Origin of the sequence: Paraprevotella xylaniphila YIT 11841 (genome assembly GCF_000205165.1) — a bacterium.
In the GTDB taxonomy this organism is placed as follows: domain Bacteria; phylum Bacteroidota; class Bacteroidia; order Bacteroidales; family Bacteroidaceae; genus Paraprevotella; species Paraprevotella xylaniphila.
The window spans coordinates 20,624-44,009 of record NZ_GL883885.1; the positions used below are offsets into that span (position 1 = coordinate 20,624).

A 23,386-nucleotide genomic window follows, 5' to 3' on the forward strand; every position below is an offset into this window, starting at 1 on the left:
AGATAAAGAACGACGGACGGCATTTTCCGACTTTTGAATAACAAAAATCAATCGGCTGAGAACGTGAAATCAATCTGCGCCAAACGATTTTTCATTCTCAGCCGATTGATTTTTCGTTTGGCGCAGATTGATTTTACGAAAGCACTATACTGATATTCAATACATTATAATATTCAAAAACCACAACAAAAAGAAAAAAGACAAACACCTTGAACCTGCCTTTACAAACGCCCGGAGCGAATCTGTCATTTGATTTTCCACACGATGAGGAGCGGATTGCCGTCGGGGTTGAACTTCCGTTCCACCTCATGCAGCGCAGGGGGCAACGTGCCATCTTTTTCCCGATATTGTTTCAACGTTTCCGCAATGGTATCAGCTTTACTCATTATGCCCTTACCCACCGTCATGGCATGGACTTGAGGAATTTCCCTTCTCGGTCGAACATCATCAGTATACGATCATCCTATAAAGAATGCTAATTCCGTAGGGCCGAAGCCGCGACCTGCCGTCTTTTTGCTTAACTTTGGGATACAACAACCCTAAAAGCAAAGCGACATGAATAGAATATGCGAACTTTTCGGCATCCGTTACCCCATCATACAAGGCGGCATGGTGTGGTGCAGCGGATGGAGACTGGCATCTGCCGTCAGCCAGGCCGGCGGATTGGGACTGCTCGGAGCAGGTTCGATGCATCCGGAAACTCTCGTGGAACACATCCGTAAGATGAAGGCAGCTACAGATCGGCCGTGGGGCGTGAACGTCCCGCTGATGTATCCGGAAATAGACCGGCTGATGGACATCCTCATACGGGAAGAAGTGAAAATAGTGTTCACTTCGGCCGGAAGCCCCAAGAAATTCACCCCGATGCTTCACGAGGCAGGCGTGACAGTGGCTCATGTGGTGTCGAGCAGCAAATTCGCACGGAAATGCGAGGAGGCCGGAGTAGACGCCATCGTAGCCGAAGGATTCGAAGCCGGAGGACATAACGGACGTGAAGAAACGACGACCCTCACCCTGATACCGCAAGTGCGCCGCGCCACCGGCCTTCCGGTCGTGGCAGCCGGAGGAATCGGCAGCGGAGATGCGATGTTAGCAGCCATGGCATTAGGAGCCGAAGGGGTACAAATCGGTACCCTTTTTGCCCTGTCGGCAGAAAGTTCGGCTTCGGAAGCCTTCAAACAGCGTTGCCTCGCTTTGGACGAAGGCGGCACGATGCTCTGCCTCAAAAAACTGTCGCCCACACGCCTGGTGCGGAATGGGCTGTTCGACAAAGTGGCCGAAGCGGAGGCCCGTGGAGCTAATGCGGAAGAACTGCGCGACATTTTAGGCAAAGCGGCCTCTAAGCGCGGCATTTTCGAGGGGGACACTGAACAAGGCGAACTCGAAATCGGACAAATCGCATCGTCCGTAGATGCCATACGTCCCGCCGGAGACATCGTACGGCAACTCGTGGAAAACTTCCGGAAAGCGCAGAAGGACGTGGCCGCCATCGGCTTTTGAAGAAGACTGGAACGCGCCCCCTGCCCTACCGTAGGCACAAAACCGCACAGAAACGGAGGGTTTCCGTGCCGGTTCTTGAAACTTTTTCCTAACTTTGACCCGTCCAATCAAGCACATAGAAAAATAAAATGTCATTATTCAGAGTTCTCCTTTCCATCATTTTTCCACCTTTGGCCGTACTGGACCAAGGTTGCGGATCGGTAGTCATCGTGTTCATCCTCACCCTGGCCGGTTGGATTCCGGGAGTCATTGCGGCTTTGGTCATCCTAAACAAAAAATAATAATCCGTCGCGGCCATGAAGATTACCCTACTCGTCGTCGGCAAGACGAACGACCCGCATTTCATTGCAGGCATAGAAGAATATGCCAAACGTATCCGGCACTACCTGCCTTTCGGCATCGAAGTCTTACCGGAATTGCGGAATACCAAAAGCCTTTCGGAAGAACAACAAAAGGAGAAAGAAGCGGATTTGCTGTTGAAAGCGTTCCAACCGGGCGACCATATCGTCTTGCTGGACGAACACGGACAGGAACACCGTTCGGTGGAGTTCGCCGCATGGATGGAAAAGCGGATGGCGGCCGGCCTGAAGCGGATGGTGTTCGTCGTGGGCGGCCCCTACGGTTTCTCACCACGCATCTATGCAAAAGCAAACGAAAAGGTATCGCTTTCGCGCATGACTTTCTCGCATCAAATGATCCGTCTGATTTTCACCGAACAAATCTATCGGGCCATGACCATCATCAACGGTGAACCTTATCATCATGAATAACCCTTCCGGGCAGACATTCATTCGGGAAACCGCCACTCGAAATCCAATGTCACCGGAAAATGGTCGCTGTATCCTCCTTTATACAACGGGCCTTGGTAGGTGCGGAACGGACGAACGCCGCCATACGTCTTTTCCCGTTCGCACATAAAAGGAAAGGCCACTATGGCGCGACATCCGTCGGACGTATGAAACGGGCGGCTGTTGTCCATCAACACCGGACTGACCAAGATATGGTCAATCGTTTCCCATATACCCCGGTAGCGGTAGGAGCCTTTCACCTCACTCTGCCTGGAAAAGGCAAGTTCTGGCTCATGGAAATATGGAATAAACGCTTCAAGGAACACTTCGTCTTCACTTCCGGCATTGAAATCACCCATAACCACAATACGGGCATCGCCCACCACGGTACGGATGGAGTCGGCAACGGCTGACACCGTCCGCGCCGCCAACATCCGATGGCGGCGTGAAACACGGGTCGCTCCCAGACGACTGGGCAAATGGCATACGAGCACGTGCAGCGTATCTCCCGAAAGCACTCTTCCCTTTACATACAAGACATTGCGCGTGGGACGGAATCCGGCATCTACGGAAGGAACGGTGATTTCGCGGGACTCCAACAAACGGAAACTACCCGGCTGATAGAGCAAGGCCACGTCGATGCCCCGCACATCGGGAGAGTGGGTCGCCACGTAACGGTAACCGAGCGCACGCAGGGACGAACGCCGGGTCAAATCGAAAAGCACACTGTCATTTTCCACCTCACACAACCCGACCAAATCCGGCAAACGTTCTTCTCCTACAGCCGCAACGACTTTGGACAAGGCATCCAACTTGCGCCAGTAACGCGACGGTGTCCATTTCTTCTCCCCACCGGGTAAAAACTCACGGTCTTCCTTCAGGCTGTCATGACGGCAGTCGAACAAGTTCTCCACATTGTAGAACATGACCCGGAAAGGTTGCTGCCCCTTGACCGGAAGCCACGCGCTCCATCCACAAAGCAACGCCGAAAGCCAAACAAGCGGTTTCATTCTTCGGGCACGAATTCATAGCACCCGGCATCCGGTACCGGTTCCGTCAAACGGTCTGTCCCGTAACGGTCCGTCGGATAACGGGCGGCCCACTCCGTCGAGCCTTTGCCACGTGCAATGGAAATGTCTTTCAAACGGAAATCGTACAGATAGTTATCCGTATCGAACAACCGGAACTGTTCTTGGCCGGAACCCTCCTCGTCTTTCTTTTCATACACCACGCCGACGAAACGCGAGGCATCGTCTTCCGCCTCGACCGTACGAAGCACGCAATTCCCGAAATAGTAATCCACATCCTTGTTCTCGTCTTCCAGATTTCCCGTCACCACATCGTCGGCATATCCCGTCACCAGACAGTTCAGGAAATGGGCATGCTGGAGAGGATAATCCAAAGCTAACCATTTGTTGGCCAAATACAAGGCATCGCCCCGCTCAGCATCCCAAGGATAGAATTGCGCCAACGTGCAATGCACGAACTCGGCCCACCCCCCTACCACGGCCACACAATGCCCTAACGTGTTGCTGATTTGGGTGTTGCCTACCGACGCACGGCAATGGTACAGCCCCAATCCTTCGCCTCCTACGTTATGAATCACGCTGTTCTCCAACGTCAGTTTCATCGCGTCCGTGGAAGAGCTGTCGCACGCAATGCCGTAGGAAGCACTATGGATGTCCACATGGTTCAGCCGGTTGTCCGTACTCGTGGCCTTCAGCCGTATACCTCCCCAACGGGAAGGCGTATTGTCGTATGGCAGGTAGTCGAACATCCGGTCTGTACGGTCGCCACGGAACACCACCGGACGATCGACCGTCCCTTCGGCCACGATACGACCGTGCACCCAAAGGTTAGCCCCGTCGTGGAAATACAACTGTACACCTGCGGCCATGGACAATGTCACTCCCTCTTTTACGGAAAGGCTGTCGTACACCACAATCGGACGTCCGGCCTCCAACAAAGTATCGGCTTCTATCACCCTGCCACGCCACATATAGGCATCCTGCCCCACTGCTGTAAGAATGACATGCTGCTCCGCCCCGCTCTCCAAGGCAAAAATCAGTGTGTCGTTCAAGGCTACGGGGGCATCCTGCCCGTTTTCCGGCATCGTCACCTCTGCAAAGACACGGATACTGTCTCCCGTACGCACCTCGAAATCGTATGCCCGTGCCCCGCTTTCAGGCTCCAAATAGGAACCGTCCACATTCACCCGAAAGGGAGTGGCATACGCTTGTTTCAGACGTACGGACGCAATACGCAGGCCATCTGCGTTACGGTTGTAAACCATCAGTTGGCGTGTGCTCGACCCTACGGTTGAAATCACGGTGTCGAACCGCACCGTATCGGCAGAAAAGGATAACAGCGCACTGCGGTCGGTCGTGAACGACATGGAGTCGTCACAAGACGTAAAACCGGATACAGCCACGACGCCCCACACAAGGACTGAGCCACAAAGGACGGATATTTTTCGCATATTCATAAATTCAAAAAAGGCATATCTGCCTTGTCATAACGCAGATATGCCCCGCTTATTTTAGGCTTTCACCGGAATATTCTTCAAAATGGCTTTGATATGGTCCCAAACCGTGGCAACCGTCGGTATCAGCAACCGTTCGTCGGGCGAATGTACTCCGCGCAACGTCGGGCCGAACGACACCATGTCCAGACCGGAATACTTCTCGCTGAACAACCCACATTCCAATCCGGCGTGTATCCCCAACACTTTCGGTTCTTTGCCAAACAAGGCTTTGTAAGTTTCCACCGCTATTTTCAAAATCTCTGATTCCGGATTCATTTTCCAACCCGGATAGCCTTCGCCCACTTCCACACGGGCACCTGCCAACTCGAAAGCGGCTTTCACCATATTGCTCATGTGGTGGCGTGCACTCAGTATGCTGCTGCGCTGACTGGTTTTCACCAGAATCTTATTGCCGTCCGTCAGACGGATACTGGCCAGATTGGAACTGGTCTCCACCAAATCTATATCCTGCGACATGGAAAGAGTACCGTTGTGCACGGCCTGTAAAGCCCAAATGAGCTTGCGGGCGACTTCGCGCTCCACGGCTTCCGGCCTCGCGCTTTCGCTCTGCAACTCGAAAACCATGGTCTTTTCGGTCACGCTGTATTCTTCTTCCACATCGGCACTGAACAGATTCCAATCCACACGGATACTCTCCTTGTCCTTCATCGGGATGGCACAAACCGCCATCGCTTCACGGGGTATGGCGTTGTGCAGACCTCCGGCCTGGATGTCGCATAAATATAAATCGTATTTTGCCCAAGCATTATACAGAAAACGCGCCAGTATCTTGTTGGCATTCGCCCGCTTCTTATTGATGTCGTCACCCGAATGTCCGCCCTTCAATCCTTTCACCTTCACTTCGAAGAAAAAATAATCCTGCGGAACATCCACCGGCTTAAAGTCGAATTCAGCCGTAGTTGCCGCTCCCCCGGCACAACTTACGAACAACTGCCCTTCGTCTTCCGAGTCCAAGTTCAACAAAATATCACCGGACATGAAACCAGGCTTCATGCCGAACGCACCGCTCAAGCCCGTCTCCTCGTCACGGGTAAACACACATTCTATCGGGCCGTGGGCAATATCCGAAGCATCCAACAAGGCCAACTCCATCGCCACGCCTATCCCGTCGTCGGCCCCCAACGTTGTCCCGTCCGCACGCAACCAATCGCCATCAACCCACGTACGAATCGCGTCTTTTTCAAAATCGAACTCCACCTCACGGTTCTTCTCGCAAACCATATCCATGTGGCTCTGTAAGATCACCGTCTTACGGTTTTCCATCCCCGGAGTCGCCCCCTTACGAATCAATACGTTTCCCGTCTCGTCCACCTTACATTCCAAACCTCTTTCACGGGCAAACTGTTCCAAATAAGCTATCATCCGCTCTTCTTTCTTGGAAGGACGGGGTATCCGGTTGATTTCTGCAAAAAACTTAAAAACCTCGGTTGGTTTCAATGAGTTCATTTCCATATCCATAATTTTATATATTCATTCTACTAAATTTGGTTAAAAGCGAAGATACGACACAAATCCACGCTTTTAAAGTTTATCTTTGCAGCACAAATATACGCAAAAATGTTGAAGACACTATTGTTTACCCTGATAATTGTGGCCATAAGTATGGCATTCTTTGCCATAAAAATCCTTTTCAAGAAAAACGGCCGCTTCCCGAACACCCACGTAGGCCATAGTGCGGCTATGCGCAAACGGGGCATCACGTGCGTACAAACCATGGATGCCCTGGAACGGGTGGAAAACCCACATAGAATCAATGAACGCAGTACAAGAAAATCATAAATAAAGAAAAAATAATGAAGAAAAACAGTATCATTGGCGCAGGACTTATCACCCTGGCAGCCACATTCGCCCTGACGGGATGCAACAAGTCGGCACCGGAAGAAAAAACAAACACTCAAGCTACGGAAATCCCTGCAGGCGGATTGAAAATCGCATACGTGGAAATCGACACTCTGATGTCGCAATACAATTTCTGTAAAGACTACACGCTCCTGATGAACAAAAAGGGAGAAAATATCCGGGCTACATTGGCCGGAAAAGAACGCGCCCTCCAGGCTAAAGCCGCAGAACTGCAAAAGAAATATGAAACCAACCAGTTCACCACCAAAGAACAAGTGGAACAGGCTCAAATGACATTGGCCAAACAACAACAGGACTTGCAAGCATTAAACGACCGGTTGATGAATGATTTCGCCGCAGAACAAGCAAAATACAACACCGAAATGCGCGATTCCATCCAAGCATTCCTGAAAGAATACAATAAATCAAAGAAATTCGATTATATCATCAGCAAGGCGGGAGACAATATCTTGGTAGCCAACGCTAAGTACGACATTACTAAAGACGTGGTAAACGGCCTGAACAAGCGGTACAAACAGAAACCGGAAATGGCCGAAAAAATCAGCGGAAAAATCAAAGAATAAAAATAAGGCATCCTCTCACCCGAAAATGAGAGGATGCCTCGTTTTAAAGGAAGATACGGAATCCCATCTTATGGATGTATCTCATAATCCCAATCCTTAAGGGCATATCCCCAATTTTCATTCACCAACTGAATGGTACGGGGCTTATACTCATATTTGTTCTTTTTGTAGCCTTTCTTCCGGTCTGTATATCGGCGTATGGCAGCCTCGGCACAATGAAACTCGCGAATACCTAATTTTTCATACGCGAGCTTCGTAGTCCCGAATGCATCAGCCTCAAAATCCTCGAATTTCACTTCGAAAAGATTTCCTTCCGGCACATATTTTTTCTGTTCCTCGTAGGCGCGGTAAAGCTTTGTATAGGTAAGAAGAATATTCTTCTCCATCTCCTCGTCGCTGATATGCTGTAATTCCAACGGCTTGATGGTGTTGGAGAAGAAGCTACGTGTGCTCTCGAACACCGTATAGGGGTTACGCATCAGATAAATGAACTTGGCATTGGGAAACATTTCGACCAAGGCTTTTACACGTCCCGTATGAGGCGGGTTCTTGGATAAATACACATCACCTCCCGTCGTACAGTACCTGGAAATCTTCATCAACTTCACAAATGTTTCCTTGAATACCTGAAGTTCCTCTTTCGTAATGTTCTCGAACGTCAGATACTTGTCGCAATATTCCTGCCATTTCTGAGGAAAGAACCAAAAGTCATAGAAGGAATAAGGCATCATGTTCGACAAAGCGAATTCTTCCTCCTGCGGCAGGTCGGGAGCCAACTCCATATTATCCGTCGGACGCTTGTCCGGCATAAGCCACCCCATCGTCTTCTTGAAGAACGGTTGCCCGAACATCATCAGATGGGGAAATACAGTCTGGTACGTTGTCGTATAGCAAAAATTATCGTCCTGAGCAAAGATGTTGTGCACAAAAGTCGTACCGCTTCTCCAATGCCCGAGGATGAAAACAGGATCGTGGTCGAATTCGTACGCCCCCAACTTCTCCTCAAACCTGCGGTCTTGGATAGGTGCCAACAAACTCAACAGCCTGCATACGCTTTTCGTCAGATAATACTTGGTACGCTTGTCCGGAGCTATTTCCTGACCACGCGTCATTTCTTTAAACGTTTTCCAATCGGCACCTACTAACGTATTGACCGGAAGTTTGCTGAACTCTAATAATCCCATGAAACTTTGATTTTTAATTAAGGTTATTCTTTAATGATTTCTATCGCGAGACCTTGCCGTCCCAAATCTTTGACCGCTTTCTCTATGGCTTCGTAATGCTCTTTACCAATACCTAATTTAGGCAAGTCCAACTCCGGAAGACGCTCAACGTCATTCTCCTTGGCTTCCACCGGACCGATAATCATGCCCACAGCACTGGTGTTGTTCGTAATCGGATCTATCAATATGAAGGAACCGGTTGCACGGTTCTTCTGATAAGCATCAAAAAATATGGGTTTTGCCGTCGTGATATGCACTTTCCCGATTTCATTCAAATGAAAACAGTCTGCCGGACGCTGCTCCATCGTATTCACATCTACCTGATAACAAATCTCACCTACCGTGGCACGAGTCGTATTCGTATTATGCTTCAGATAAAAATGCTTGTTACGGTCCATCGGTTCTTCGTCCATCCATACGAGCATCGTCTCGAAATAGCGCCCTACTTCCGGCACGTTGTCTGGATGTACTAACATCTCACCACGTGAAATGTCTATCTCATCCTCCAACGTCAACGTCACGCATTGCGGACAAAAAGCCTCTTTCAAATCTCCGTCGTACGTCACAATACGTTTCACATGAGACTTCTTACGCGACGGAAGAGCCATGATTTCATCTCCTTCCCGTACCACACCGGAAGCTATCTTTCCGCAGAACCCACGGAAATCGAGGTTAGGGCGCAACACGTACTGCACAGGATAACGGAAATCCGTCATGTTGCGGTCGGTATGAATGGGCACGGTCTCCAAAAAGTCCAACAGGCTGGTGCCTTCATACCAAGGCGTACGCTCGGACTTTTCTACCACATTGTCACCATCCAAAGCGGAAAGGGGAAAACAAGTCACATCTTCTATACCTAATTTATCCGTCAAAGCCTTATATTCCGCTACGATGGCGTCGAACACGTTTTCGTCGAAATCCACCAAATCCATCTTGTTCACGGCCAACGCAATATGTTTGATTCCCAACAAGGAAACAAGAAAGGTATGACGACGGGTCTGCGTGATGACTCCCGTACGGGCATCCACCAATATGACGGCCAAATTAGCTGTGGAACCGCCGGTAATCATGTTGCGGGTGTATTGTTCGTGTCCCGGAGTATCGGCAATTATAAATTTGCGTTGGTTCGTCGAGAAATAACGATAGGCCACGTCTATGGTGATACCTTCTTCGCGCTCCGCCTTCAAACCGTCGAGCAACAAAGCATAATCTATATGGTCGCCGGCATTTCCCACACGTTTGCTGTCACGCTCCAAAGCCTGCAACTGATCCTCATACAGTTTCTTGCTGTCGAACAAAAGCCGGCCTATCAATGTGGATTTTCCGTCATCCACCGAACCGGCCGTCAACAGGCGCAACAAATCTTTTTTCTCGTCTTGGTCTAAAAACTCCTTTATATTTAATGTAGCCATATAATACCCTCCTGAATTAAAAATACCCTTCACGCTTTTTCTGTTCCATGGACGCCTCCTGGTCGAAGTCTATCACACGGGTCGTACGCTCACTCTTGGTGGTAGTCATCATTTCCTCCACAATCTTCTCTATCGTGTCGGCTTCACTTTCGATGGCACCGGTCAGCGGCCAACAGCCCAACGTACGGAAACGAATATTCTTCATCTCAATCTTGTCGCGGTATTTTTCCGGCAAACGGTCGTCGTCCGGCATAATCAGTTGTCCGTCGATGTTCACTACCGGACGTTCCTTGGCATAATACAGCGGGACGATAGGAATGTTTTCCAAACGGATGTACTGCCAAATGTCCAATTCTGTCCAATTACTCAACGGGAACACCCGAATACTCTCTCCTTTGTGGATACGGGCGTTATAGATGTCCCATAACTCCGGACGTTGGTTCTTAGGATCCCACTGTTGGAACTGGTCACGGAATGAAAAGATACGTTCCTTTGCACGGCTTTTCTCTTCGTCGCGACGCGCCCCACCAAAAGCCGCGTCAAACTTATACTTGGACAAAGCATCCAACAAAGCCTTGGTCTTCATCAAATCCGTATGCACCTTACTGCCGTGCGTAAAGGGGCCTACCCCTGCCCGGAACGCTTCCATATTGGATTCCACAATCAGGTTCCAACCGTATTTTTTGGCATAGTCATCGCGAAATTGTATCATCTCCTTAAACTTCCACTTGGAGTCGATGTGCATCAAAGGGAAAGGAACCTTGCCCGGGGCAAAAGCCTTTTCAGCCAAACGAACCATCACGGAAGAATCCTTTCCTATGGAGTAAAGCATTACAGGATTCTCAAACTCAGCCGCCACCTCACGGATAATGTGAATGGACTCAGCCTCCAACTCCTGCAAATGACTCAATTTATATTCAGACATAATATTGTGATTTATTTATTGTTCAATATAAGTTCCAACACTTTATTAACCGATTCTTCCAACGTCAGAACGGAAGTATCCAACGTCAGAGCCGGATGTTCCGGCACCTCGAAGGGGGCACTGACTCCGGTAAAATCCTTGATTTCTCCCCGACGTGCACGGGCATACAAACCCTTTACGTCGCGTTGTTCGCAAACTTCCAACGGTGTGGACACATAGACTTCCCTAAAATCGTCTGCCCCGATAATCTCAGAAGCCATGTGACGGGATTCGTTCGTAGGACTGATAAAGGCTGAAAGCGTCACCACCCCCGTATCTACGAATAATTTTCCGATTTCAGCAATACGACGGATATTCTCTTTCCGGTCATCAGCCGAGAATCCCAAATTCTTATTGATACCGCTACGAATATTATCACCGTCCAAAATGCGGCACAAGATGCCACGCTTATGCAACTCCCGTTCTACACCGAGTGCCACCGTACTTTTCCCGGAACCGGACAAGCCAGTGAACCAGACCATCACCCCACGTTGTCCAAGAAGTTGTTCCTTGTCCGAACGGGTCATCATTTTTTCGTATATCGGATAGATATTTGTCGCCTCTCCCATAAACTGCTTACTTCTCTTTTAAAAATTCCAGAACAAAGGTATTAAAAATACAGATAACACAAACACAATTATGTTCAAAGGCAAGCCTATTTTAACGAAATCGGTAAATTTATAGCCTCCGATACCTTGTACAATCAAATTGGTCTGGTAACCGATAGGTGTAGAGAACGAGGCTGACGCAGCCATACAAATCACTACAAAGAACGGAGTCGGACTCACTCCCAAATGATTGGCCACCTCCAAAGCGATAGGAAAAGACAGGGCGGCGGCGGCGTTATTCGTTATCAACTCCGTAAACAGGTTCGTGATAACAAAAATCACAGCCAACAAAGCATACGGTCCGAGAGCATCGGTCATACCTATTATATATTCGGCAATGAAAGCCGCAAACCCGGAATTACTCATAGCCTTACTGATGGCAAAAGCACAGGCGATGGTAATCAACACGTCCCATGAAATGAACTTCGTATATTTCTTGGGATTGAACATTCCCGTCCAAGCCATAATCACCGTTGTGACGCAAACAAAGAAAAACATATCCAACTTCAGTCCGGGAAGAGCCCGCTCCACGACCGGAAGCTCGCCTACCGTTGCCCCGATAATCATCACCAACAACAGAATCATGGCCAGATATTTCTTTTTCTTTCCCATTTCGGGTTCCGCATCCAACACCGACAACATCAAAAACACGCGGCTGTCTCCCCACGTCGGAATAAAGGTGCCGTCTGCATCCAGAATCAACGTGTCATTTTCTGACAGGCGTACATTCATCCAATCCCCTTGGAGACGTTCACCATTACGATGCAGACTTTTTACCGTGGCTCCATAATGACGGTGAAAATCAAATTCGCGCAACGTTTTTCCGTTTCCGGGGAAACGTGCCCCCAACACAGCCTCCACGCGTACAATGTCACCCGAGTCGCTACTTTCTTCAATATCGTCATCTTTCAGGGTTCGGTCTGGCAATAAACGCTTGGCAAAACAAACCAGATAAATAATGCCCACAATGGCTATAATCACCCCGACTTGCCCCAATTCGAAGATGGAAAATCCCTTAAGACCCGCGTCTTGTATCATTCCGTCCACCACCAAATTCGTGGAAGTTCCTATCAACGTACAAATACCGCCAAGTATAGTGGCATACGAAAGAGGAATCAGAAATTTTGCAGGCGGCAGTTTCATCCGTCTTGCCCAGTTCTTGATGATAGGCGCAAAGATGACAACCACCGGCGTGTTGTTCAGAAAAGCCGAAATGAAAGCAATGACCGGCAATACACGCAGATTCGTATTGGCTACTGTAGACTTCTTTTGCGGTAACATGGCAAAAATCAAACGTTCCAACACCCCACTCTTACGTATTCCTTCACTGACCAGAAACAAAAGAGCCACCGTAATCATGCCTTTGTTCGAGAAACCCTCCAACACTTCCTTAGGGGTAAGTATTCCCGCACAGAAAAACAAGATGACGACAGAAAAAAGTATCATGCCCGGACGCATACGGTCGTAGATTAGTGCTACGACCATAGCGGCCAGACAGATTAAGACATAAACAATTTCAAAATTCATGGTATGGCATGATTGTATAGTGTTTACTTATATTCAGACCAACTCTTTATGGGCAGATCATCCATATCAATATGGCAGAAAGCCTGGATAAAGGCACTCGCCAAACGGGAGTTCGTAATCAAGGGAATATTCAAATCCACCGCAGCACGGCGAATCTTGTAACCGTTGCTCAATTCGCTTACCGTCAAATCCTTCGGGATATTGACCACCATATCTATCTCCCGGTTATGCAGCATGGCAAGTGCTTGAGGTGTTCCCTCCTCACTCGGCCAATACACCAAATGGTTCGCCACACCGTTCTCCGTCAGATAACGGCTAGTTCCCCCTGTAGCATAAAGTTCATAACCATGCTCTTTTAAAGTACGGGCTGCTTCCAGCATGTCGGCTTTCTGTTTGGCGCCACCGGTAGACAAAAGAATGTTCTTCTTCGGAATACGATGCCCTACCGAAAGCATGGCCGTAAGCAAAGCGGTTCCCGAGTCGTCACCCAAACAACCGACTTCTCCGGTCGATGCCATATCGACTCCAAGTACGGGGTCGGCCTTCTGCAAACGGTTGAACGAGAACTGGCTAGCCTTGATGCCCACATAATCGAAATCGAAAAGGCTCTTGTTCGGCTTCTCCACCGGCAATCCCAACATGACTTTCGTGGCCAGTTCTATCATATTTATCTTAAGCACCTTGCTCACGAACGGAAAACTCCGTGAAGCACGCAGGTTGCATTCAATCACCTTGATGTCGTTGTCCTTGGCCAAGAACTGGATATTGAACGGGCCGCTGATTTTCAGCTCGCGGGCTATTTGCCCGGAAATCTTCTTGATGCGACGCACCGTCTCCACATACAATTTCTGTGCAGGGAACTGGATGGTAGCATCTCCCGAATGCACGCCGGCAAACTCAATGTGCTCGCTGATGGCGTATGCCACGATTTCTCCCTCGCGTGCCACGGCATCCATCTCCACTTCCTTGGCATGCTGCAAGAACTTACTGATGACAACTGGATGTTTATGAGATACATTGGCAGCTAACTTCAAGAATCGCTCTAACTCATCCTGATTGGAACATACGTTCATCGCCGCACCGGAAAGCACATACGAAGGACGTACCAGGACCGGAAAGCCTACCTTACTTATAAATGCGTTTACATCGTCCATACTGGTCAGCGCACTCCATTCCGGTTGGTCCACACCGATACGGTTCAACATGGCCGAAAACTTCTCACGGTCTTCCGCATTGTCAATGCTCTTGGCCGTCGTGCCGAGAATAGGAATACGCTGTTGGTCCAAACGGATGGCCAGGTTGTTCGGGATTTGTCCGCCCGTAGAAACGATAACCCCTTTCGGACATTCCAAATCCAGAATATCCAACACGCGCTCGAAAGTCAGTTCGTCGAAATAAAGGCGGTCGCACATGTCGTAGTCGGTAGATACCGTTTCGGGATTGTAGTTAATCATCACCGAACGGAAACCCTCTTTACGGATGGTGTTCAACGCCTGCACACCGCACCAATCGAACTCGACGGACGACCCGATACGATAGGCACCCGAACCCAAAACCACAATACTGCGCTTGTCGTGTTCGTAATGAATGTCATGGGCTATGCCGCTATAAGTCATGTACAAATAGTTCGTCTGCGCCGGATACTCGGCAGCCAACGTGTCTATTTGTTTCACAACCGGTACGATACCTGCGGACAAGCGACGACGGCGCACTATCAGCGAAGCCTCTTCGATGTCCATTTCCTCTTCCATACCCAAGGCACGGGCTATCTGGAAATCCGTAAAGCCTTGCACCTTCGCCCGGCGCAACAAGTCATTGTCTAGCACATTGATGCTTTTGCAGGCATGCAAAGCCTTGGACGTATCCTTGATGTTCTGTAGTTTTTGCAGGAACCACTTGTCTATCTTCGTCAGTTCATGAATCCGGTCTATCGTATAACCTTTCTGCATGGCCTTGGAGATGATAAAGATACGCTTGTCGGTCGGTTCGTGCAGGGCGGCATCGATGTCGTCGATTTGCAGTTCCTTGTTCTCCACAAAACCATGCATCCCCTGGCCTATCATGCGCAAGCCTTTCTGGATAGCTTCCTCGAAAGTACGGCCTATGGCCATCACCTCGCCTACAGACTTCATGGAGGAACCCAACTCGCGGTCCACACCTCGGAACTTGCCCAAGTCCCAGCGCGGTATCTTGCACACCACATAATCCAACGCCGGCTCGAAGAAGGCCGATGTCGTTTTCGTCACGGAGTTTTTCAGTTCAAAAAGCCCGTAGCCCAACCCCAATTTGGCAGCCACGAAAGCCAACGGATAACCCGTGGCCTTGGAAGCCAAAGCGGAAGAACGGCTCAGACGTGCATTCACCTCGATGACACGGTAATCCTCCGATTCAGGGTCGAAAGCATATTGCACATTACATTCTCCCACGATTCCGATGTGACGGATGATGCGGATGCTTAACGCCCGCAATTTGTGGTATTCCGAATTGGTCAACGTCTGCGAGGGGGCTATCACGATACTTTCGCCGGTATGGATGCCGAGCGGGTCAAAATTTTCCATATTGCACACCGTGATACAGTTGTCATACCGGTCGCGAACCACTTCGTATTCAATCTCTTTCCATCCTTTCAGGCTCTTCTCCACCAACACTTGAGGTGAAAACGAGAATGCCTTCTCTGCCAACTTGTTAAGTTCTTCTTCGTTGTCGCAGAATCCTGAACCCAGGCCACCCAACGCATAGGCCGCACGGATAATCACGGGATAGCCCAGATGGGCAGCCGCCTTGCGGGCTTCTTCGATATTCCCGCAAGCATGGCTCTTGATGGTCTTCACGTCGATTTCATCGAGCTTCTTCACGAACAATTCACGGTCTTCCGTGTCGATGATAGCCTGTACCGGAGTTCCGAGCACCTGCACGCCGTATTTCTCCAAGATTCCTTCCTTATATAAGGCCACACCGCAATTCAAAGCCGTCTGTCCTCCAAACGCCAACAAGATACCTTGCGGCCGTTCCTTCCGGATGACTTTCTCCACAAAAAACGGAGTCACCGGCAAAAAATAAATCTGGTCGGCCACCCCTTCGCTCGTCTGCACCGTGGCGATGTTCGGATTGATGAGTACCGTCTCTATCCCTTCCTCTTTCAACGCCTTCAACGCCTGCGAACCGGAGTAATCAAACTCACCGGCCTCGCCGATTTTCAGCGCACCGGAACCTAACAACAATACTTTCTTTATTCCTTTATCTTCCATAGACCACCTGTTTCTTATTTGAGCAATTTTACAAAATCATCGAACATGAACTCCGTATCCACCGGACCGCTGCAAGCTTCCGGATGGAACTGCGCACTGAACCAAGGATTCACTTTATGGCGTATGCCTTCATTGGAACCGTCGTTCATGTTGACGAACAAGGGTTCCCAGTCTGCCCCGAGCGTTTCCGCATCCACAGCATAACCGTGGTTCTGGCTCGTGATGAAACAACGGGTCGTGCCCACCATCCTCACCGGCTGATTGTGGCTGCGGTGCCCGTACTTCAATTTATAAATCCGGGCACCGGCCGCTTTGCTCAAAAGCTGGTTGCCCATACAGATGCCCATGCAGGGGCGCACCGAAGGAGAAGCAAGGAACTTGCGGATGTTCGCTACCGCAGCCTCGCACGTGTCCGGGTCGCCGGGACCGTTGGCCAAGAAGAGGCCGTCAAACTCCAACGTATTGAAATCATAGTTCCAAGGCACGCGTATCACTTCCACGCTGCGACGAAGCAGGCAACGTATAATATTGTGTTTCACACCACAATCCACCAACACGACTTTCTTCCGTCCGCCTCCTTCATTGTAACGGATGACATCCTTACACGACACTTTATCCACGAAGTTCACACCGTTATAATCGGCCTCGGGTATGTTATCCGGTTCGTCGTCAAACACAATCTTGCCCATCATCACCCCGTGTTCGCGCAACACCTTCGTCAACTCGCGCGTATCCACTCCCGTGATGCCCGGCACCTGTTCCCGTTTCAGCCAGTCTGCCAGACTTTCTTTTGCATTCCAATGGTTGTAGGCCAGACTATAATCGCTTACGATAATGGCCGAGGCATAAATCCGGTCGCTCTCCATGAAAGTGGCCAGGCCATTCTCTTCCATAGTAAAAGCCGGCACGCCGTAGTTCCCGACCAAAGGATAGGTCAGCGTCATCAACTGCCCGGCATAAGACGGGTCGGTCAAACTCTCCGGATACCCCATCATGGCCGTATTGAAAACCACTTCGCCGGCCACCGGTTTTTCATAACCGAACGACTTACCGTGAAAACGGCTCCCGTCGTCGAGGATAAGTGTCACGTTTCTCATTGCAGAAATACAATCTTTATTATCTTATTTATTTGCCTTAAACACATTCTCATAATAACTGATGAACGCCCGGTTCACCAACTTCACGCCACCCGGTGTCGGATAGTCGCCGCTGAAATACCAGTCGCCCGAATGCTCCGGACAGGCCTCGTGAAGGCCCTCCAGCGTCTGGTATACGATTTCAATGGGCGTGGTGACTCCTGCCGGGCGCAACATCTCCACCATCTTGCATGAAATGTCCTCGTCCGCAAAAGGAGCGTAGATGGCTTTCACGCTGTTCACCATTTCTTCTTTAGGCAACCCCATCTGCATTTTACATTGTTCATAAACCTCACCCACCACGTGCGCCATGCCCCGTTCTTTCAACAGCTCCACGGCTGCGCGGAAAGCGATGAACTCATCCATATTGGACATGTCGATACCGTAATAATCGGGATAGCGCACCTGCGGCGAAGAAGACACCAGCACGATTTTCTTCGGGTGCAGGCGGTCAAGGATGCGGATGATGCTCTCTTTCAGCGTAGTCCCGCGCACGATACTGTCGTCGATGACCACCAGATTGTCCTCGTAGGCATTCACGCTCCCGTAAGTGATGTCATACACATGCGCTGCCAAATCGTTCCGGCTGTTGCCTTCCGTAATGAACGTACGCAGTTTGATGTCCTTGATAGCCACTTTCTCGCTACGGATATACTGGCTCAGGATGCGTTCGAGCTCCTCATGCGTGGGCTTATGTCCCAACGCTTCTATCTGGGCAATCTTGGTTTGGTTCAGATACGCCTTGAAAGCGTCCAACATGCCATAAAAGGCGACTTCCGCCGTGTTCGGAATAAAAGAGAACACCGTATGTTCCAAATCCCCGCCAATGGCTTTCAGGATGGCATCGCGCAACTGCATGCCCAAAGCCTTACGCTCCAGGTAAATATCGCGGTCGCTTCCACGACTGAAATAGATTCGTTCGAACGAGCAGGCTTTCACCTCCTTGGGTTGCAAGATTTGTTCCAAACGCATCTCCCCGTCCTTATGCACGCTGACCGCCTGCCCCGGCATGAGTTCGTGTATCTGCTCCGTCTCCAACGCGAAAACCGTCTGGATGACAGGACGCTCGGAAGCCACGACCAAAACCTCATCGTCTTTATACCAAAAGGCCGGCCGGATACCCCACGGGTCACGCAGGACAAACATCTCGCCGCTGCCCGTCGCCCCGCACACCACATAACCGCCATCCCACAAGGGAGCTGCCGTGCGCAACACGTTGTTCACGTCGATGCGTTCCTCGATATAATGCGTGATATCCATGCCGGACAATCCATGCCCTATGGCTTCGGCATAAAGGCGTTCGCTTTCGCGGTCGAGCCTGTGCCCCACTTGCTCCAACATGATATAAGTGTCGGAATAAATCCGGGGATGCTGTCCTTTGGCCGTAATGTCGGCAAATACCTCATCCACATTCGTCAGGTTGAAATTACCACACAGCGCAAGGTTTTTCGCCCGCCAGTTGTTGCGCCTCAGAAACGGGTGGACAAAAGAAAGGCCACTCTTTCCGGTCGTTGAATACCGAAGGTGGCCCATATAAATTTCACCGGCAAAGGGAAGCTGCCGTTTGGCATACGTGGCGTCTGCAAGCTGTTCCGCGCCCAAATCCCTGAACCGGGACTGCACGGAGGAAAAAATCTCGGTAATGGCACCCGTACCTAGCGCCCGTTCACGGAACATATACTCTTCTCCGGGATTCGCCTCCATCTTCACGCAAGCCAACCCGGCTCCTTCTTGTCCGCGGTTATGCTGTTTCTCCATTAAAAGGTAAAGCTTGTTCAAGCCATACATCCAAGTACCATACTTTTCCTGGTAATACTCCAAGGGCTTCAGCAAGCGTATCATAGCGATCCCGCATTCGTGTTTCAACTGCTCCATGACAATCGTTTTCTTCAAACCTTATTAGTGGGCAAAGGTACAAATAAATGCGAATACTTGCAATTTATTTCGCTATTTACGTAGAAAAAGACACTTCTTGTGACAAAAAAGAAACCTATCCACGCTTTCATGAACAAAACGAAAGACAAGCTCCCTACCTTACTTCCACATCGGAAACAAACCCGTTCATCTCTATCCCTTCCGTGCCCGTCAGTTTCTTTCCGTCTACCGTGACATTCTCCAACAGCACGCCGCACACGTCGTTGCCTGCGTCATATCCTTTTATCCGCATAGGATACATTTTTCCCCTTTCGCCTTGGTAGCGGATATTACGGAAGACAAGGTTGCGAATCGGACCGCCAGGCTCACGGTTATATTTCTCATTGAAAAGAACCCGGATATCTATCAGCCGCGCCTCTTCGCAGTCTTCCACCCGGATGTCCTCGAACGACACGTCCTCCACCCGGTTCTTGTCGCCCACGCATACGGCCATCACTCCACGATAGTTGTCGTCATCCTCGTCCACGTTCAGCACGTCTATGTTGCGGAACCTTACGCTGCGAAGCGTCTCCCCCTTCGGGGAACGGTCGTCACCATGGCCTCCCACGTTAATGGCATGCGCCACATCGGCCCACAAAATGGAATTCTGCACCGTCAGGTTGCTTGTCCCTCCCCAAAACCACCACCGGTGATTATAAAATGCCAGGCAGTCGTCGCTCGTACGAAGAAACACATCGTCCACCAACCAGTCATGGCAACACATCAAGTCAATCCCGTCGCTCCACCCCCGGGATGAAAAGCTCTTCACATTCCTGACCGTCACCTTCCGGCTTTCTCCGCCCATTATGGTGTAATGCTGGGGGTTGACCACCGTAATGCCTTCTACGTGCACGTTGCGCGAACGGGTGATTTCCACGCCGCGCAAAGGCCGGAACAGCATCCCTCGTCCCACAATCCGCACATTCTTTGCCCTGTCCACCCTGAGCTTGGCTTTCACCAAGGCCCCCGGCGCCAGGTAAACCGTGCAGTTGCTCGGTACGTCTATCTCATCGTTGGGCAGGTCCTTGGGCTTATGCACGCCGGGACCGAAATAAATCAGACGGCAATCTTTCCGGAAAATGTCTTTCGAACCTCCATCCCAGACCACGACGCCTTCGCCCCCTGTTCCGTCATACGTCTCCGTCTCCACAGCATTGGCAAACAAATGGAGATTACCCATACGATCGCCCCCGAACTCCACACTCAACTTGGCCGGACGCTCCAGGCGGAACGTCAAGGCGTGCCCGTCCACCTTATTATATGATATACCTCGCGAAAGAGGACGTATCTTCACGTCATCCACCGGTAAACCATGCGCCACGACCTTCACCTCCACCGGCTCGTCTGCGTCGAACTGCGCCATGGCAGCCCGGCTCTGCGTGTCCATGTCCACCTCCACTGAAAAAACCTGTAACTCCCGCCAGGCATTTTCCGTCCCGGCCTCCCTGACGTACACCTTGTAACGGTTGTCGTCCACAATGGCCTGGTCTTCTATCTTCGGATACACGAGTATTTTCGCTTGCATGGGAAAAGAAACGAAGAAGGCTCCCAGCGCGCCACATAATATCTTATTCATACTACCAACTTTACGTGAATATAATTTATATACGAACGAACATCATAAAATACCAATCGGAATACATTATATTATACTTAAAAAATATTAAATCCAAAACCCGGCATGCCATTGACATTCTGACACCATGTCATTTCCACACCCCCAAGAATTGCGTATTCGCACACAGGCAAAGGCTGCGACAAGAATAACGCAACCATACAGTCCTTCAGGAATAACAAAATGACAACCCTTACGCAAGAATATTTATCCTCTGTCACCCGTCCATGCCTTTCCTTCCGCATGAAGCGGCTCGGTGCGTAAGCCTAAAGACACATCCGGCTTGCATGATGCCACCGGATTTTGGAACGGAAAAAGCAACCCAATAAAGCCGGCACACGGTTTGCAAGCCGGAAATTTGCCGGAAAAAAGACATTTTTACGGCGTTTGAAAGAGAAACACGAGCCGACATGCGGAGAATGATTTTCCGCTTTCAGCCGAATGGTTTTCCATTCTCTTGAGATTGAATTGCATATATGCGGGAGATATGCAAAACAACAACGCATATACCGTATAAATATGCAAGAAGAGGCTCTATATGCTACGGTTCAGCCGTTTTTGGCCTGTCAGATAAAACGAAAACGCTGTCTTTTGGGACTGAAATCCTCCCATACAGTAACAAAAAGACATTCCCTACAAGCCCACCCGACATCTTCCGCCCTACGGAAAATTAATTTCTTTTGAAACCATTAGGCTGTAACGGAAAAAAGACGTACCTTTGCACAAGAATCGGTTCTGTGTGCAAGTCCTTGCGCACGGATTAAAAGGGAATCGGGTGCAAATCCCGGACAGTCCCGCTGCTGTGATGCTCCGTGAACTTTCTGAAAAAGCACCATCACCACTGGCCGTTTGTTTCTCAAGGCCGGGAAGGTTTCAGGAAGGGGGCGAGTCAGAAGACCTGCCGTTCGTTAAAAAACTGTTCTTGCTCGTGGGTTAGGAGAACATGTAGGATAAATGAAACAAAGATGATTAAAAAAGTTTTGATCGCCAATCGTGGCGAAATCGCTGTGCGAGTCATGCGCTCGTGCCGCGAAATGGGTCTGCGTACCGTGGCCGTATTTTCTGAGGCCGACCGTACGTCAAGGCACGTGATGTATGCCGACGAAGCTTACTGCATCGGCGCGGCCGAGTCGCACGAAAGTTACCTGAACATCGACCGTATCATCGAAGTGGCCGCAAAATGCAAAGCCGACGCCGTCCATCCCGGCTACGGCTTTCTGTCCGAAAATGCGGAATTTGTACGCCGTTGCGAGGCCGCAGGCATCATCTTCATCGGCCCGACAGCCGACACGATGGAAGCCATGGGAGACAAGATTGCAGCCCGCCAACGCATGATGGCGGCAGGGGTACCGGTGGTGCCAGGCACTGCCGAACCGCTGAAAGACGCCGATGAAGCCGTACGCATCTGCAAGGAAATCGGTTTTCCCGTCATGCTGAAAGCCTCCATGGGTGGCGGCGGAAAAGGCATGCGCCTCATCCATAGCGAAGACGAAGTGAAAGAGGCTTACGACTCGGCCCGTTCGGAATCCATGTCTTCCTTCGGGGATGACACGGTATATCTGGAGAAATTCGTGGAAGAGCCGCACCATATCGAGTTCCAAATTCTTGGGGATGCCCATGGCAACGTGGTGCATCTCTTCGACCGGGAGTGCTCCGTGCAACGCCGCAACCAGAAAATCGTGGAAGAAAGCCCTTCGCCTTTCCTCACACCGGAACTCCGCCGGGAGATGGGCGAGAAAGCCGTTGCCGCCGCCCGGGCGGTGAACTACCGTGGTGCCGGTACCATAGAATTTCTGGTGGACAAATACCGCCACTTCTATTTCTTGGAAATGAACACCCGCCTGCAAGTGGAACACCCCATCACGGAAGAAGTGGTGGGCGTAGACCTTGTCAAAGAACAGCTCCGCGTGGCCGACGGTGAGCCTCTGCGCTTCAAACAAGAGGACCTCTCCCAACGCGGACACGCCATCGAGTGCCGCATCTGTGCCGAAGACACGGAAAACGGGTTTATCCCCTGCCCCGGCATCATCCGCCAACTCACGGAGCCGAACGGCATCGGCGTGCGTATCGACAGCTACGTGTACGAAGGTTACGAAATCCCCCTCTACTACGACCCGATGATCGGCAAGCTCATCGTATGGGCCACGAGCCGCCAGTTTGCCATCGAACGTATGCGGCGTGTGTTGTATGAATTCAAAATCACGGGACTGAAAACCAACATCAGTTACCTGCGCCGCATCATGTACGCCCCGGCTTTTGTGAAAGGCGAATACGACACTTCATTCCTGTCAAAATATTCCCGTTCGCTGCAACGCAGCAACGGAGAGAACGAAGAGATAGAAAACATGGCCATGATAGCCGCCTACGTGGACTACCTGTTCAATCTGGAAGAGAACAGCCCCGTGCGCACGACAGACTCCCGCCCCATCAGCCGTTGGCGCGAGTTCGGCCTGCAAAAGGGAGTATTACGTATATAATAAGGA

Annotated in this window: 19 protein-coding genes and 1 riboswitch; of the genes, 6 read left to right on the forward strand and 13 right to left on the reverse strand. The window is 50.4% G+C overall.

Features of this window, described 5'->3' with window-relative positions:
* Positions 1–245: 245 nt before the first annotated feature.
* Positions 246–386: a hypothetical protein gene (locus HMPREF9442_RS16315; RefSeq protein ID WP_157183541.1), complete on the reverse strand. Its 141-nt coding sequence runs from the start codon at positions 384–386 to the stop codon at positions 246–248.
* A gap of 169 nt (positions 387–555) precedes the next feature.
* Here HMPREF9442_RS16315 and HMPREF9442_RS13135 point away from each other — a divergent pair, with 169 nt between their 5' ends.
* From HMPREF9442_RS13135 to rlmH, 3 genes are all read left to right on the forward strand, one after another.
* Positions 556–1,500 (forward strand): NAD(P)H-dependent flavin oxidoreductase, encoded by a 945-nt coding sequence (locus HMPREF9442_RS13135; RefSeq protein WP_008629482.1) that lies wholly within the window; start codon positions 556–558, stop codon positions 1,498–1,500.
* 128 nt (positions 1,501–1,628) lie between these two features.
* Positions 1,629–1,781: a YqaE/Pmp3 family membrane protein gene (locus HMPREF9442_RS16020; RefSeq protein WP_008622165.1), complete on the forward strand. Its 153-nt coding sequence runs from the start codon at positions 1,629–1,631 to the stop codon at positions 1,779–1,781.
* Between the two features lie 15 nt (positions 1,782–1,796).
* Positions 1,797–2,270: a 23S rRNA (pseudouridine(1915)-N(3))-methyltransferase RlmH gene (gene rlmH / locus HMPREF9442_RS13140; protein ID WP_008629484.1), complete on the forward strand. Its 474-nt coding sequence runs from the start codon at positions 1,797–1,799 to the stop codon at positions 2,268–2,270.
* A gap of 17 nt (positions 2,271–2,287) precedes the next feature.
* Here rlmH and HMPREF9442_RS13145 read toward each other — a convergent pair whose 3' ends face one another.
* From HMPREF9442_RS13145 to HMPREF9442_RS13155, 3 genes are read right to left on the reverse strand one after another with little or no spacing between them, the layout of a single operon-like run.
* Positions 2,288–3,298, reverse strand: a complete 1,011-nt coding sequence (locus HMPREF9442_RS13145; RefSeq protein WP_008629486.1) for an endonuclease/exonuclease/phosphatase family protein — start codon at positions 3,296–3,298, stop codon at positions 2,288–2,290.
* On the reverse strand, positions 3,295–4,773 hold the full coding sequence (locus tag HMPREF9442_RS13150; protein WP_008629487.1) for a hypothetical protein: 1,479 nt from the start codon (positions 4,771–4,773) through the stop codon (positions 3,295–3,297). Before HMPREF9442_RS13150 ends, HMPREF9442_RS13145 begins: the two co-directional genes overlap by 4 nt.
* A 54-nt stretch (positions 4,774–4,827) precedes the next feature.
* Positions 4,828–6,285, reverse strand: a complete 1,458-nt coding sequence (locus HMPREF9442_RS13155; RefSeq protein ID WP_172634410.1) for an aminoacyl-histidine dipeptidase — start codon at positions 6,283–6,285, stop codon at positions 4,828–4,830.
* A 105-nt stretch (positions 6,286–6,390) separates the two neighbouring features.
* Here HMPREF9442_RS13155 and HMPREF9442_RS16480 point away from each other — a divergent pair, with 105 nt between their 5' ends.
* Together HMPREF9442_RS16480 and HMPREF9442_RS13165 are read left to right on the forward strand one after the other, a co-directional pair.
* Entirely contained in the window at positions 6,391–6,612 is a 222-nt protein-coding gene (locus tag HMPREF9442_RS16480) for a hypothetical protein (RefSeq protein ID WP_021981240.1), read from the forward strand.
* A 14-nt stretch (positions 6,613–6,626) separates the two neighbouring features.
* Positions 6,627–7,256 carry an OmpH/Skp family outer membrane protein gene (locus tag HMPREF9442_RS13165; protein ID WP_008629492.1) on the forward strand — a complete coding sequence of 210 codons (630 nt, stop codon included), beginning with the start codon at positions 6,627–6,629 and terminating at the stop codon, positions 7,254–7,256.
* A gap of 68 nt (positions 7,257–7,324) precedes the next feature.
* Here the strand turns inward: HMPREF9442_RS13165 and HMPREF9442_RS13170 are convergent, their stop codons facing one another.
* The 9 genes from HMPREF9442_RS13170 to HMPREF9442_RS13210 form a co-directional block, all read right to left on the reverse strand.
* Complete coding sequence (locus HMPREF9442_RS13170; protein ID WP_008629494.1) at positions 7,325–8,440, reverse strand: sulfotransferase family protein; 1,116 nt, start codon at positions 8,438–8,440, stop codon at positions 7,325–7,327.
* A 23-nt stretch (positions 8,441–8,463) separates the two neighbouring features.
* Complete coding sequence (cysN, locus tag HMPREF9442_RS13175) at positions 8,464–9,891, reverse strand: sulfate adenylyltransferase subunit CysN (protein ID WP_008629496.1); 1,428 nt, start codon at positions 9,889–9,891, stop codon at positions 8,464–8,466.
* A 16-nt stretch (positions 9,892–9,907) separates the two neighbouring features.
* Positions 9,908–10,819, reverse strand: coding sequence for a sulfate adenylyltransferase subunit CysD (cysD, locus tag HMPREF9442_RS13180; protein WP_172604755.1), 912 nt, complete (start codon positions 10,817–10,819; stop codon positions 9,908–9,910).
* An 8-nt stretch (positions 10,820–10,827) separates the two neighbouring features.
* Entirely contained in the window at positions 10,828–11,424 is a 597-nt protein-coding gene (cysC, locus tag HMPREF9442_RS13185; protein ID WP_008629499.1) for an adenylyl-sulfate kinase, read from the reverse strand.
* Between the two features lie 18 nt (positions 11,425–11,442).
* Complete coding sequence (locus HMPREF9442_RS13190; protein ID WP_008629503.1) at positions 11,443–12,990, reverse strand: SLC13 family permease; 1,548 nt, start codon at positions 12,988–12,990, stop codon at positions 11,443–11,445.
* A gap of 23 nt (positions 12,991–13,013) precedes the next feature.
* Positions 13,014–16,238, reverse strand: a complete 3,225-nt coding sequence (carB, locus tag HMPREF9442_RS13195; RefSeq protein WP_008629506.1) for a carbamoyl-phosphate synthase (glutamine-hydrolyzing) large subunit — start codon at positions 16,236–16,238, stop codon at positions 13,014–13,016.
* Positions 16,239–16,252: 14 nt separating this feature from the next.
* On the reverse strand, positions 16,253–17,335 hold the full coding sequence (carA, locus tag HMPREF9442_RS13200; RefSeq protein WP_008629508.1) for a glutamine-hydrolyzing carbamoyl-phosphate synthase small subunit: 1,083 nt from the start codon (positions 17,333–17,335) through the stop codon (positions 16,253–16,255).
* Between the two features lie 24 nt (positions 17,336–17,359).
* Positions 17,360–19,249 (reverse strand): amidophosphoribosyltransferase, encoded by a 1,890-nt coding sequence (locus HMPREF9442_RS13205; protein WP_008629509.1) that lies wholly within the window; start codon positions 19,247–19,249, stop codon positions 17,360–17,362.
* 154 nt (positions 19,250–19,403) lie between these two features.
* A complete protein-coding gene (locus tag HMPREF9442_RS13210; RefSeq protein WP_008629513.1) occupies positions 19,404–20,864 on the reverse strand; it encodes a glycosyl hydrolase family 28 protein in 1,461 nt (486 codons plus the stop codon).
* A gap of 752 nt (positions 20,865–21,616) precedes the next feature.
* A riboswitch (cobalamin riboswitch) is annotated at positions 21,617–21,823 on the forward strand.
* Positions 21,824–21,868: 45 nt separating this feature from the next.
* Between HMPREF9442_RS13210 and accC the strand changes: the two genes are divergently transcribed.
* Entirely contained in the window at positions 21,869–23,380 is a 1,512-nt protein-coding gene (gene accC / locus HMPREF9442_RS13220; RefSeq protein WP_008629527.1) for an acetyl-CoA carboxylase biotin carboxylase subunit, read from the forward strand.
* Positions 23,381–23,386 lie beyond the last annotated feature (6 nt).